The sequence below is a fragment of the Romboutsia weinsteinii genome (assembly GCF_002250835.2).
Taxonomy (GTDB): domain Bacteria; phylum Bacillota; class Clostridia; order Peptostreptococcales; family Peptostreptococcaceae; genus Romboutsia_A; species Romboutsia_A weinsteinii.
Genome location: NZ_NOJY02000003.1, coordinates 21784 through 36709, shown reverse-complemented (window position 1 = coordinate 36709; position 14926 = coordinate 21784). Strand labels below are relative to the sequence as shown.

Genomic DNA, 14926 nt, shown 5'->3' with positions numbered 1-14926 from the left:
GGAAACATTGATATGAGTCAATTATATATAAAAAATTGTTATTTAATAACTATGAATAAAGATAGAGAAGTATACGAAAATGGTAGTGTACTTATTGAAGATAATATAATAAAATCTGTGGGTCATGTGGATGAATCTATAGTAAATAATGATGCTGAGATTTACGATGCTTGTGGAAAAATATTAATGCCAGGATTTGTAAATACTCATGTTCATCTATCACAACAATTAGGTCGTGGTATTGCTGATGATGTTAATCTACTTACTTGGTTAAGAGATAGAGTATGGCCATATGAGAGTAGCTTTAACTATGAAGATTCATTAATTTCTTCAACTGCTTGTTGTATAGAGATGATAAAATCAGGGGTTACAACATTCTTAGAATCAGGTGGCCAATATGTGGATGCTATGGTTGAAGCTGTTGATAAAACAGGAATAAGAGGATGTCTTGCTAAGTCTGTTATGGATAATGGTGATGGACTTCCAAAAGCTTGGCAAAAAACTTGTGAAGAAGAATTAAACACTCAAGTTGAATTATTCGAGAAGTTTAATAATACTAGCAATGAGAGAGTTAAAATATGGTTTGGATTAAGAACTATATTTAACAACTCAGATGAACTAATAGTAAAAACTAAAGAACTTGCTGACAAATACAATACGGGTATTCATATGCATATAGCTGAAATAGCTGATGAAATTGATTTTGCTAAGACTCGTAAAGGATTTGGTACTGTTGAGCACTTAAATGAGCTTGGAGTATTAGGGCCTAACCTACTTGCTGTTCATACTGTTTGGTTAACTAACAGAGAACTTGATTTATTCAGATTAAATGATGTTAAAGTTTCTCACAATCCAGCTGCTGCTATGAAGGTTGTATTAGGATTTGCATCTATTCCAGAGATGCTACACAAGGGTATACCTGTTTCTATTGGTACTGATGGTGCACCTTCAAATAACAGAATGGATATGATGAGAGATATGTACTTAACATCTCTTATTCATAAGGGAAGAACTTTAAATCCTGAGGTAGTATTTGCAGAACAGATTCTTGAGATGGCTACTTTAAATGGTGCTAAGTGTGCACTTATGGAAGATAAGATCGGAAGCCTAGAAGTAGGTAAGAAAGCAGATATGATAATATTAAATGGAAACAACATACATTCTTTACCTATGCATAACCCTATTGGAAATATAGTTTACTCAATGACTAGCGAAAATGTTGAGTCTACTATATGTGATGGTAAATGGTTAATGAAGGAAAGAGAAATAGTTGTTTTAGATGAAAAGGAATTACTTGAGAAGGTTAAAGTACAAGCCGCTAAGATAAAAGAGAAGGCTAATATTGACTTACCTTCAAAGTTTAAAATTATAAAATAATATACTTTAAGATAAAAAGTAACCGAATTCTAATTTATAAAATATAGAACTCGGTTATTTTTATTTAATATAATTTAAACTAGTTTACTTGAATTCAGCAACACCACAAGGAGGAATTTCAAACATATTATATCCGTTATGTAAAATAATATCTTCTTTAAATACAATATTTCCCTCACAATTATATACAACTAGATGTTTATTTATATAGTTTGTATTAATGTTTAGGTGAAGGGTTGAGTTATAAGTTCCATTTACAAAAACCATATTATTGTATATTTTATCTATATTTATTACTTCATTACTATGGTAAGTACATACAAAAGTATCATTACTATAACCAGCTAGTACGTTATATCTACAGTGAGGGTTTAGCGGAATAAATTTACCATTTATGAATGAGTCTCTATATTTATTCCACAAATCACAATAGAACTTAAGCATATTGTATTGATTTTTTGGAAGTTCATCTATTAGCATTGAAATTTGAGGAACACTAAATAATATATTTACAAATTGTAATGCTGCACTTTCTAAAGAATCTTTAGTATTCCACATTATCATATCCGAATGAACAGCAGAATCTCCAGCAAGTAGTCTTATATCACAGATTCTTATACGGTTTTCTAAATCATCTAAAGGACAGTCAACAGCTCTAAATATATTTCCATAAGTTCTCATCATTGGACCGTTATATGTTTGTCTAAATTCAAGCATAATATCTGGCTTTAATGCTTTTAGCCTACTTATACAGTCTTTTAATAATCTATCTGAAGCATCTGCAACAGATTCATAATCACGTCTTTGATCATTTGGATTACCACTAAAGGGAGTAACAACAAATTCATCAACGAAGTCTAGCTTAAATCCATCTAAATCCCATTCTTTTAAAGCTCTTTCATAAATACATATAATGTATTCACGAACTTCAGGGAATCTAGGGTCAAATACATGCCATTCTCTATCATTTTCTGGATCTATAAGCATATCTTTGAATCTATCAAATGCACCTGATTTCTTACCTATAAAAGGAACACTGTACCAGAATAATATTTTCATATCTTCATTATGAACATTATCAATAAATTTTTTCATATTTTTTATTTTAGATTTTGCTACATTCCAATCACCACAGTAAGCATATCCACGATTATTATCATCTGTTTGCCAACCATCATCTATAATTATAGACTCACAACCAAGTTCTTTAGAAAGTCGGCATTGATTCAATATTTTCTCTTCATCAAGAAGTTGATGGAAGCTATACCAAGATGAATACATTGCCTTTCGTGCAAGATCTGGTACTGATGCTGGTTTATTATTATCTAATGTTTCCCACCATTTCGCTACTTTATCAAGAGACTCATAGTAAGGTACTTTATTTGAATCAATTCTTAATGTTAGTGAGTAAGAATCTCTTAATATATTACAATTATCAAATAGTGTTATATGGTATTCATATTCTGCATTTTCTTCACTAACAACTGATTTAAATTCTATAGTATTTAATGTATCAGATAATGCTAATGTAAATCTATTTTGATTGTTGTATGTCATTAATGTTTCAACTGGGGCACCTGTAAAACCATTACATATATGAAGATTATTAAACCAATCAAGATTTAATGCTTTTGACATATGAATTTTAGGATTCCATTTATAATGTATATCAATAGCAGGTACTGATAGCATTAATGTAAGCTTGGGAAAAACTGTTTTACTTTTAGCTTTAAAATTAATTGTTATATATTCTATACCATCATTAACTTTATATAAATTTTCAATATCAATATTTGATGTATCTCCAACTATTTTAAAATTATATTTATTCATATAAATATCCCCCTCATATTGTATTACCATGAATCTAACTTTAATATTTATAATAAGTTAATTTGAGGGGGATTAAAATGTGTTTTTTTGATTAATTTATATGTAGTTTTTTATATGCTAGGCTTTAATTTTTGATTTATATGTTTTAGGTGAAACACCTATAATTGATTTAAATGCTTTACTAAAATAAAATGGATCTGAATATCCACAAAGCTCAGATACTTCTTTTACAGTAAACTCAGTATTATCAAAGTATTCACATGCTTTTTCTAACCTATATCTTGTAAGATAAACAACAGGCGGTATTCCTACTTCTTTTTTGAATAAGCGACTAAAGTATGTAGGAGATACTGAAAATAAACTGGCAATATCATTAATATTAATATCTTCAGAAAAATGGCTTTTTATATATTCTTTAGATGACTGAATAATATCGTTCATAGAGTTATTTTTTAAAGTATTCTTATTATAGTCATCTATAAATTCATTGAAAATAAATTTTATATTAGATGAAAGTTCATCATAATTGCTAGATGATGAGATACATTCATCGATTTTAATATCAATATCGGAAATATTGTACTCAGATAGAATATAAGTATTACAAATATCCTTTAATGATTTTAGGCATTTATCAATCTCTAATTGAGTTGCACTATTTTCTTTTAAAGTTTTTATAAGATCAAGGCATGTACTAATAAAGTTATCTTTTTGATTATTTTGAACCATAAATTTAATGCTTTTTTCTATATTATCTGTAAGAAAAATTCTATGATTATGAACGTACATATCATTTTTTGAACAATCTAAAATATTTGATTGTGAAAAGACTATTTTCTTCTTTAATACAGTTCTAACTATCTGACTAGTGATACCGATATTATCGATATGTTTAATAGGTCTACTTAATCCTACAGTTAAAAATACATCTTTTTCATTACATATAGAGATAACTTCATCACAGAATAATCTAATATTATTAGAATAATCATGATTACTTGCCCATATACCAACCATTTCATTGTTATTTTTACCTTTAGTTAAAAACATTCTATCATCAATACCAAGATAATTTTTGGATATATTCATTAAATCTATATTATTTAGAATCTGAGTAAATTGTGTGTCAAAATCAATTGTAAAACTTGAGTATGGACCAGCTACAAATAGTATTACATAATAATACTTGTAATCAAAGTTAGTGTTGATTGTAGGCTTATCAGTAACTGTTGAGTTTATTAATTTATCTATAATGTGTTGTTCATAATCATTTTGTTTCATTGAAATTTTTGATTTCAAGTTATTTAATATTTTTTTTATGTCTTCTATTAAGATTGGTTTTAGAAGGTATTCGTCAACACCGACTTTAATAGCAGCTCTGGCATATTCAAAATCCTTATAACCACTAATTACTACAAAACGAGTATCAATATTTTTACTTTTTACTTTTTCTATCATTTGAATTCCGTCCATAATAGGCATATTTATATCCGTAAATACTATATCAGGCCTTAAATCAATAATTTTTTCATATGCATCGGCTCCATTAATTGCTGTTGCTACAATATTAATATCATCATCTATTTTAGAAATTTTGTTACATAAATCTTTTAATATGAGCTGTTGATCCTCAGCTATAATTATCTTAATCAATATTAATCATCCTTTCGATTGTAATTTTACATCCATTGTCGTAGGAGACTTTAAATGAGAAGTTTCCTTCATAAAAAATTGCTAACCTTGAATAAATATTTTTAATACCAAGTCCACCAATTGACAAGTCTTTATAAGAGTTTAAATATTTACTAACCTCATATTTTTTAATAAAATCATTTAAATCTCCTAAAGCTTTTTCAGTAAACCCAACACCATTATCAACAATAGTAACCTTGTAACATCCATCAATTAATTCACAATTTATTGAAATATGCCATGGTGGAGTACAAGTACTAAATGCATGTTTAAAACAATTTTCAACCAGAGGTTGAATAGTTAATTTAGGTATAATCAAATCGTACGCTTCTATGTCAATGTTGATTTCATAATCAAAAGCATCAACATGAGATATTTTCATTAACTCTAAATAATTTCTAGTATGATTTATTTCATTAATTAATTTTGTATCCTGATGCTTTGAAGTTATATATCTCATCATAAGAGACAATTCCTGGCACATCTTTTGAGTTACTTCACTGCCATAAATATCGCTAGCAGCACTAATTGAGTTTAGAGTATTGTATAAAAAATGTGGATTAACTTGAGCTTGAAGTGCAGTAAAACTAGCCTCCATCTCTTTAATTTGAGATTCATAAGCTAGGGACATTGAATCTTTAAGTTCATCCAACATGTTATTAAAAGAATTATTTATAATTTTAAATTCATCTATTCCGTTATCTTTTATAGAGAGTTTCGTTTTGCTACCAGAATTAATATAATCAATTAATTCATGAAGTGGATCTAGAAGTTTTTTAAATATAAAAAAGCAAATTCCTAACGTAGCACAAAGTATTATCAATGTGATTATAAAGGTTAAAACTAGAGAATCAAAGTTTTGTTTATTAATATAGCTATTGTTAGAGACCAACATAATATTTAAATTAGTAGAATCAGATTTTTTCATTAGATAATTGTAAGTCTTACTGTAGTCTTCATATATATTTTTATTTAAATTTTTTTTTATATTATTTAATTTTTTATCATCTATAAATTTGAAATTCTTTTTAAGAGGGTAGACTACATTAAAATTATTATCAAAGATAATTATCTCTTTATTATTTTCAAAGGAGTTTTGAGTACATATATTATCAACTACATTGTAAGGGATTTGTGCTTCGATAATTGAATCTTTGAGTAATAAATTATCAGTGAAGTTACCATAAACAGATATTACAGGTGTAGGAGTTGGTGACCAAGGGCTAATATGTGGACCTAGCATGACTCTTGAGGAATAATCATTCAAATTATTTATATATGTATTATTTGAAAGAGTTTTTTTTATGTGATTATAATTATTTAAGTAGTATCCAGAATAATAAAAATAATCTTTTTTAGAATTATATAAAAATATATTAGAGATATTAGGGAAAAACAAAACAGTGCCCAAATTGGATTCAATTATTTTTTTTTGTTGTATAAATTCAAGTGAACTTTGTGATATATCAGAATTATTTATAGTATATAATGAATTTTTTAACTGAGGATTATAAACTAATGATGATATAGCGGTATCCATTTCATTATAAAGAAGGTCTATTTGTGTTGAAATATTTTCAAGTATAATTCTAGAATTATTAACTTCATTAGTCTTCAAATTTTTTGAGGTGTGATATCCGTATAGTAAAAAGCTTAAAAAAATTATTGTACTTATAATTAATGTAATGTTTATAGCTAATTTATATTTAAATTTAGATCTTTTCATATTAAATACCCCCAACATATTTGTCGCAAGAAAATGTTTACTGCAATATTTTAACACAACAATTAGGATAATTAAATAAATGCAAAAAAATACATCAAAAATTTATAGAAAACTACATTTTTATTATTTATTTATAGTTATATAATTAAATTAAAGAAATCATAGAAAAAGTAAATTATAGACAATGATTAGATTAAGGGGGAAATCAATATGAACAAATTATTAAGACGCAGCATAGCATTACTTACTACAGGATTAGTATCAATCTCAATGGTAGCTTGTAGTTCTACAAATGAAAAAGATGGAGAAAGCTCGAATACGTCTGACGGGAAAACGATTACGATAGGTATGAAGGCAACTCAGCTAGAAGTAACAAATATGAATTATCATAAAGAACAGTGGGAAGCCAAAACAGGTAATAAACTTGATATTCAAGCAGTTGATGATAATCAATTTGAACAATTAATGCTTACAAAAATGACTTCTGGTGGAATGTGGGATATGTTCATAGGAGACACAGGAACACAATCTACTAAATATAACCATGAGAAAAATTTAGAAGATCTTTCTTCAGAAGCATGGGTTAGTAATTTAAGTGATATAGGTAAAGATTTTGTTACTCATACAGATGGTAAGGTATATTGTATGCCATTAGGAGGAGTAAATTCATTTGGTATAGTTTATAACAAAGAAGTATTTGAAAAAAATAATATAGAAATACCTAAAACTTATGAAGAGTTTGAAAAAGCATGTGCAAAATTGAAGGCTGAAGGTATTACGCCAATGTATGTTTCAATGGGGGATGCTTGGACTGTAAATCAAATAATAAATGGAGAATGGCCAAATATATTAGCTAAAAATCCTGGATTATTAGAAAAGTTAAATAATAATGAGATAAGATGGGATGAAGTTCCTGAATTTGTAAATTTATTTGAAAGAATAAAGGGATGGGTTGATAAAGGATATATAAATAGTGATTTAAGTACAGCAAGTTATGAAATGGCTCAAAAGGCTATAGGTTCAGGTCAAGCAGCTATGATGTATATGGGAGACTGGGCAGATCCTGAGTATGTAAAAACTGAACCATCAGCAGAGGGTAAAATTGGAATGTTTGCAGCACCAAGTGAAGATGGAAAGAGTTATTTAGCAGCAGCAGGTCCTGGTGGATTATATGTTTCAAATGAATCTAAGAATTTAGATGAAGTAAAAGATTTCCTTAACTATATGTCTTCTGAAGATACTATTAAATACGATATAGATAAAAGAGCTTGTACATCTGTATGGAATGGTATAACTAATGAAAATATTAGTACTACATTAAAAGATTCTCAAGTTTATTTTGATGAAGGAATGAGTCAAAAACATTACAACCAAACGTATGTTATAATACCACCAGCAGAATCAGAAAGTGCATTACTTTCAGTTTTACTAGGACAAAAAACTCCAAAAGAAGCAGCAAAAATTTGGAGTGATGAAATAATCAAAAACGGAAAGCAACTTGGGCTTGATGGATTTACAAAATAGAATAAGTTAAAAAATATTTTTCGCTAGCAATTTTGCTAGCGAAATTTTTAGAAGGAGATTGAAAGAATGGGAAAATTACAAAAACGATATTATCCACTTTATTTAATTGTACCCGCACTAATAGTATTTACAATTTTTTATGTTGGTTCCCTAGTAGGAGGTATAGTATTTTCATTTACTAACTGGAATATATATAATTTTAGTAATCCGCAATTTATAGGGTTTGAAAATTTTAAAGATTTATTTACTTCAATAAGCTTTTTACCAGCTCTTAAGAATGTAACAATATTTGCAATAATTACAACTATAATTAAAGTTGGATTAGGCCTTGCAATAGCACTTTTACTAAATAATAAATTTAAAGGAAGAAATTTATTTAGAGCAGTATCTTTTTTACCATGTACAATAGGAACTTTAGTTGTAGGTTATGTATTTAGTTTTATATTACAACCAGATACTGGTGTACTAAATCAATTTCTTAATTCGGTAGGACTAGAATCACTAGCACTTAATTGGTTAGGAAACCCAGATATAGCTTTATATTCAGTAGCAGCAGTTGAATCTTGGATATGGATAGGATTTAACGTAGCTATATTATTGGCTGGATTACAATCTATTCCAGAAGAAGTTTATGAAGCTGCTCGTATTGATGGAGCCAATGCTTTTCAAAGGTTTTCTAAAATCACACTACCATTTTTAAGACCGACAATTAATACAACTATAACGTTATGTGTAATCGGTGGATTTAATGTATTTGATATTATAATGTCTATGACTAATGGTGGTCCAAATGGTGCTACACAAGTTATAAGTAAATTATCTTATGATGCTATGAGATCTGGAACGATGGGATACGCATCAGCTATAAATGTCATACAATTAGTATTAATTGTAATCGTGATAACACCGCTTTTAAAATTATTAAAAAAAGGAGAGGACATATAATGGAAATAAGTAGAACAAAAAAAACACCTATTTTAAAAAATAAAGAATCTATCTCAAAGATTGCAATATATACAGCTTGCCTTGTTATGTCATTCCTTGTTTTATTACCATTGTATCTAGTATTACTTAATTCATTTAAGACAGTTCCAGAATCAGCTGTAGTAGGATTAAGTATGCCAGAAAAATTTATGTTTGAAAATTATCCTTATGTTATAAAAGAGGGTAAGTTATTGAGAGCATTCCTTAATAGTGTACTTATAACAGGTAGTACAGTTTTTATAACTGTTATATTTGGTTCTCTTGCTGCATTTATAATAGCAAGAAGAAATGATAAACTTACAAAATTTGCAGGTAATTACTTTATACTAGGTCTTATAGCTCCAATAGCATTAATTCCTGAAGTAGCTATAATTAAAGCGTTAGGTCTTAGTGGAACCTACTTGTCTGTAATTTTAATACATGTTTCGGTTAAACTGCCTTTAAGTATTATGCTTTATACAGGTTTTATGAAGGGGATTCCACAATCATTAGACGAAGCTGCTATGTTAGATGGATGTTCACCTATTAAAATGTTTTTCAAAATCATATTCCCACTACTAAAACCAGCAACATTTACTAATATAATAATAATCTTTATGGGTGTTTGGAATGACTTCCAAATATCATTATATTTTATAACTGATGGTGCAAAAAATACACTTCCTATGGGGATTTATAATTTTGTAGGATATATGACATATAAATGGAACTATGTTTGTGCATTTATTATATTAACTATACTGCCTATATTAATAATTTATTTATTTGCTCAAAAATATATAATAGATGGAATGATTGCTGGATCAGTTAAGTAAAACTATATAACTAAAGATAAAAATTTCATGTATTAGGCTACATACGTTGCTCAAATATATATGAAATTGGGGAGATGATTATAGTGAGAGTAAAAAAGTCCTTAAAAAAAGTAGTGTCTTCAATGCTAGCAATAGGAATGGTAGCATCTATGATGGGAGATGCAAGTGCTGCTCCTAAAAGTGCAAAAAGTCCACAGATTACTGTGGACTATAATACTAATATAGGAACTGGAAGTAAATATATATTTGGTGGTTCGGGAATACCTTCATCTGATGAAGCTTCAGCATGGTCTTTGATGAATAGTAAAATGGGAGTTAAATTAGTTAAAATACCAGTTGATTTATCAAAACTTTACCCAAATAAAGATGGACAAGTAGATACAAATGTTAAAGAAGAATATCTACATGTTGCATCAGGTCAGTTTACAAGAGCTAGGGGAGCTGGCATGGATATTATGTTAGAGTTTGTGAACTTGCCATCATGGTTAGACAGTAATAATGATAAAAAATATGATGATGAAACTAAGTATGTATCAATGATTAAAGAATTCTTAAATGATGCTATTGAATATAAAGATATAATCAAGTTTGTTGAAATATCACCAGATGAATCATTGAGCTCATCAGATTTTGTTGAAGTTTATTATACAACAGCAAAGGCTATTAGAAGCTTAGGGTCTAATTATACTATTGGTGGTCCAGGATATACTCTATCAGGGGTAAATGACATCAACTTAGGTAAAATACAAGATTTAGTAACTAAATATAATAGTGAATCGGATAAAAGTCTTTTACAGTTTATATCTTTAAGAGCATACAATGTAGATGTTAATAATTATGCATCTGACTATTTTGGAGAGCTTAAAGAAGGCAGGAAGAAGATTCGTAAATGGTCAAATAATGCAGATATTCCTTTATTTATGACAGGATGGACAACAGTATCAAAAGGTGCTAATACTCCGGATAATAATGTAACAGGAAATAGCGGAATAAAGCAACAAGCTAACGCCTTATTTAAAGCAATGAGAGATGGGTGGGATATGGTACTTTTTAATAGTACAACATCATCTAAAAACTCTCCTGCAAGTTACTCATATACTGTTGATGGAGATAATGTTACATTAAATCCATTTACAAAATCTTGGAATTTACTTTCAAATAAGCTTGGCTTAGGTAGTGGGGAATTTAAGGTAGTTTCAACAGATATGGGAAGTAATTGGATAGTTGATGATTCTATTGCAATGATAAATAGTAAAAATGAATCTATAATTTTAGCAAGCAACTTTGGAAATGAAAAGACGGATGTTAATATAGAACTAAAAAATGTACCATATGAAGATGGTAAGGTTGAGTTAGAATGTTATGTTGCAAAAGAGGGAATTTCAACAGATACAGCATATGCAAAAGTATCAGCGAATGTTGTTAATGGAATGATAAATGCTACAATTCCTTCGATTCCAGCAGGTGGAGCAACAGGTGTAATAGTTAAAGGTGGAACTAACAAAAAATTACCGGCACAAACTATTTATGAATTTGAAAGCCAAGATAATCATTTTGGTGGAGATACTGAAATTACATGGCAAAGTGGAGCTTCTTTTAATAGAGTTGTAAAGAACTTTGGTGGAGCAAATAATTTTGTTACTTTAAACAAAATAGCAGCTGATGGTGCAGGGAAATATACAGCTAAACTATATACAGGTTCTAAAAACTCATCCATAAAGGTATCTGTAAATGGAGAAGATCCAATAAGTGTTAATGGAAGTAGTGCTACTATATCAAATTCTGTAGATTTTGATATAGATTTAAAAGCAGGCAATGAAAATAATATAAAAGTATATACAGAATCAGGAGAATTAAGACCTGATAAATTAGTATTAGTAGCAAAAGATGTAAAATTATCAATAGGATTCCAAAATTTAAATACACTTCCATCAACGGGAGAAGGAAGTAGTAAAAAATATATACTTCCATTAGCACGAAAAGATTTTAAAGTTGATGGGAGAATATTCCCAGATAATGTATCTAGTTCTTATAATCTTGAATATACATCAAATAATGAAAAAGTCGTAACAGTAAATAATCAAGGTTTGTTAACTCCATTAGCTGTAGGAGAAGCTGAAATTACAGCTAATATAGTAGGAAATACAGATATAAATAATACATTTAAAATAGTAGTTGAAAATGCAGTTTCAGGAATTTCTGTAACTCCAAAAACAACTACATTAAAGCAAAATCAAACAGCTAAGATATCTGCAAAAGTTTTACCAGAAGATGCAGAGAATAAAAATATAACTTGGAAGACATCTAATCCAGACCTTGTTAGAATAGAGAACAGTAATAATAATGAAGCTAATATTAAAGTTATTGGAGAAAGTGGAAGTGCTATTATAATTGCAATAGCTGAAGATGGTGGATATGAAGCAACTTGTTCAATAACAGTTACTAAGCCAGAATTATCAGGAACTATAAATATAGATTATTCTAGTACAATAGCAAATGGTTCACCAGGAATATTTGGAGTAACTCATTATCCAAGTTTAAATAAGGAAGATAATGATATAGGAGATCACTCGAAAGTTTGGGAGATGTTAAGGGATGATATGGGAGTAAAGTTTATGAGAGCGGATGCTCGTCTGCAAGAAATACTTCCTATATGGACAAAAACTCCAAATACAAATTGGGCATCAAACTCTGATATTCAACCAGGTCAGCCAAACTATGTAGAAGCTGATTACTATTATGTAACAGGACCAGATGGAGAAAAAAGACAGTTTTCTGTAGAAGGATATAGAGATGATATGGATCACTTTGCAGAGACAGGACAATATCTAAATGGTATGTCAAACCCAGAAAATTGGAATACTGAAAGACTTATGAACTGGGTAAAAAAAGCTGATGAAATGGACTTTGAAGTTATGGTTATGACATTCCAAATACCAGAATGGCTAGCATCTGGTTATCCATTACCAGGAGCTCCTCATACTGAAAAGGCGTGTAATAGTGCTCCAAAGGACTGGGAAATATTTAGAGATATAATTCAAAAAGTATACAAAATGGTTAAGCCATATGCAGATTACTATGAATTTTTAAATGAGCCACATTGGTATGTACCAAAAGGTGGAGAACAAAGAAGACCAGATGGAACATTATATCCAAATAGTAATAAAGTAAACTTAATAGCATCAGATACAATGTATCAAGCAATTGATGCTATATATGAACTAGAAGGAAAAAAACCATCTATGAAATTAGGTGGAGGTGCTGATGATAGTTGGGGTGGTGACTATGGAGTTTTAGGAACTTTATTCTCGAGTGAATACAGCAAAGAATGGCAAGAGAGAGTTGAATTTGTATCGATTCACAAATATGGAGAAAGACCAGCAAATCAAAGTACATCAAATGAGGGAGCTAACAGTAGAAACTTTAAGTATTGGTTAAGACAAAAAACAGGTAAAGATCTGCCAATATTCTTAAATGAATATAATGCAAGTACAGGACAACCACATGAATATCATACTGGAGCAAAGAGTATGTCATATCATGGTAGACTAATGATAGATATGATGCTGGATGGTTATGATGGTGGAGGATACTACACATGTTATCCAAGTGATGTACCAATGGATGATTATGAAGCAAGCTCAGGTTGGATAGAAAGAGGAAAAGGTGTATATGCTTGGAATAATGGAAATCCGACATTAGCAACATTTACAAAAACTTGGAACTTACTATCTAAAAAGTTAGAACTAGGTAATGGAGATTTCAAAGTAAAATCAACAGATGTTTCAGGTAGTAAAATAAGTGATGGTATAGGAGCTATAAATGCTAACGGAAAACCAGTAGCATTTTTAACAAATTATTCATCTAATGAATATGGAAATGTAGTTATAAATATGAATAATGTACCGTATCAAAAAGGTGAAAAAGTAACAGCAAAAGTATATTCTATGACAACTGATTCAACTATTAATATAGAGCCAATAGTAAAAGAAGTAACAGTAACTGAAGATGGATTAGTAGTAGTTGAGGTAGATTCTATAGGATCAAATGGTGTTGCAGGAGTTATATTAGAAGGTAATGCAATAGATATGGATGATAAAACAATAGAATTTGAATCTTACCTGAATAAATTTAGTGGGTTAGCAAAAATTGAAAATAATAATTCAGCTTCAAATGGAAGATGGGTAACTAGTATTTCAGGAGGAAAGGCTAACTCAGTAGATATATCAATTGATAGTAAAGTAAGTGTAGAATATACAACTTCATTACAATATAATAGCTCTCAAGACGTAGAGTTAAGTTATACAATAAATGCTGGAGAAGTAAATAAAGTAATACTTCCTAAAACTTCAGGACTTGGAAATATTGAAATTAAGCTTCCACTTTTAGAGGGTGCTAATACAATAAGATTCTACAATGAATCAGGAACAAATGTCATACTAGATAAGATAGATGTTCAAGAATATGAAGAGCCAGTAGATAAATCGAATCTAGAAACTTTAGTAAAATCAATAGAAGAAAAATTATCAGAGCTAAACCAAGATGACTATATAAATAGTACATGGATAAATCTTGTAAAAACATTGGAAAAAGCAAAAGAGGTATTGAGTGATGATAATGTAAGTCAAGAGGTAGTCAATGATACTTATGAAGAGTTAACAAAATCTTACTCAGACTTAAGTATAACACCAAATAAAGGGGTTAAAAAGGATCTGCAAAAGTTAATAGATAAATCAGAAAAACTAAAAGAAGATAAATATACAGAAGAGAGTTGGATAGTACTTAAAGCTGAATTAGAAAAAGCAAAAGAAGCATTAAATAATGATGATATTACTGACGACGAAGTAGTGAAAATAGTAGAATCATTAAAAAATGCAATGGATAATCTTGATAAAATTAATAAGAAGTAAAATTTTATAACTGTATCTTAGTATATAGATTGACTATATATTAAGATACAGTTATTTTTATTAGT

The 14926-nt window shown here is 29.1% G+C and carries 8 protein-coding genes; 5 read left to right on the top strand and 3 right to left on the bottom strand.

Annotated features, from left to right (window positions below; translation table 11 throughout):
* Nucleotides 1-12: 12 nt before the first annotated feature.
* Complete coding sequence (locus CHL78_RS02215) at nucleotides 13-1377, top strand: amidohydrolase (protein ID WP_094367864.1); 1365 nt, start codon at nucleotides 13-15, stop codon at nucleotides 1375-1377.
* An 84-nt stretch (nucleotides 1378-1461) separates the two neighbouring features.
* On the opposite strand, the gene CHL78_RS02210 is transcribed toward CHL78_RS02215, so the two are convergent.
* From CHL78_RS02210 to CHL78_RS02200, 3 genes are all read right to left on the bottom strand, one after another.
* Complete coding sequence (locus tag CHL78_RS02210; RefSeq protein ID WP_243446353.1) at nucleotides 1462-3210, bottom strand: glycoside hydrolase family 36 protein; 1749 nt, start codon at nucleotides 3208-3210, stop codon at nucleotides 1462-1464.
* 117 nt (nucleotides 3211-3327) lie between these two features.
* The gene (locus CHL78_RS02205; protein WP_094367865.1) at nucleotides 3328-4863 is read right to left on the bottom strand and encodes a response regulator transcription factor; all 1536 of its coding nucleotides are present in this window, start codon (nucleotides 4861-4863) and stop codon (nucleotides 3328-3330) included.
* Nucleotides 4856-6628, bottom strand: a complete 1773-nt coding sequence (locus CHL78_RS02200; RefSeq protein WP_094367866.1) for a sensor histidine kinase — start codon at nucleotides 6626-6628, stop codon at nucleotides 4856-4858. Before CHL78_RS02200 ends, CHL78_RS02205 begins: the two co-directional genes overlap by 8 nt.
* Nucleotides 6629-6838: 210 nt before the next feature.
* Here CHL78_RS02200 and CHL78_RS02195 point away from each other — a divergent pair, with 210 nt between their 5' ends.
* The 4 genes from CHL78_RS02195 (at nucleotide 6839) to CHL78_RS02180 (ending at nucleotide 14861) form a co-directional block, all read left to right on the top strand.
* On the top strand, nucleotides 6839-8152 hold the full coding sequence (locus tag CHL78_RS02195; RefSeq protein WP_094367867.1) for an ABC transporter substrate-binding protein: 1314 nt from the start codon (nucleotides 6839-6841) through the stop codon (nucleotides 8150-8152).
* 66 nt (nucleotides 8153-8218) lie between these two features.
* Nucleotides 8219-9097, top strand: a complete 879-nt coding sequence (locus tag CHL78_RS02190) for a carbohydrate ABC transporter permease (protein ID WP_094367868.1) — start codon at nucleotides 8219-8221, stop codon at nucleotides 9095-9097.
* A complete protein-coding gene (locus CHL78_RS02185; protein ID WP_094367869.1) occupies nucleotides 9097-9951 on the top strand; it encodes a carbohydrate ABC transporter permease in 855 nt (284 codons plus the stop codon). Before CHL78_RS02190 ends, CHL78_RS02185 begins: the two co-directional genes overlap by 1 nt.
* Before the next feature lie 83 nt (nucleotides 9952-10034).
* Nucleotides 10035-14861: an Ig-like domain-containing protein gene (locus CHL78_RS02180; RefSeq protein ID WP_158540620.1), complete on the top strand. Its 4827-nt coding sequence runs from the start codon at nucleotides 10035-10037 to the stop codon at nucleotides 14859-14861.
* Nucleotides 14862-14926: the final 65 nt, after the last annotated feature.

What these genes read in the sequence shown, in the direction of transcription:
- CHL78_RS02200 (WP_094367866.1), bottom strand. Translation starts at nt 6,628, where the DNA reads ATGAAAAGATCTAAATTTAAATATAAATTAGCTATAAACATTACATTA.
- CHL78_RS02210 (WP_243446353.1), bottom strand. Translation starts at nt 3,210, where the DNA reads ATGAATAAATATAATTTTAAAATAGTTGGAGATACATCAAATATTGAT.
- CHL78_RS02195 (WP_094367867.1), top strand. Translation starts at nt 6,839, where the DNA reads ATGAACAAATTATTAAGACGCAGCATAGCATTACTTACTACAGGATTA.
- CHL78_RS02190 (WP_094367868.1), top strand. Translation starts at nt 8,219, where the DNA reads ATGGGAAAATTACAAAAACGATATTATCCACTTTATTTAATTGTACCC.
- CHL78_RS02185 (WP_094367869.1), top strand. Translation starts at nt 9,097, where the DNA reads ATGGAAATAAGTAGAACAAAAAAAACACCTATTTTAAAAAATAAAGAA.
- CHL78_RS02215 (WP_094367864.1), top strand. Translation starts at nt 13, where the DNA reads ATGAGTCAATTATATATAAAAAATTGTTATTTAATAACTATGAATAAA.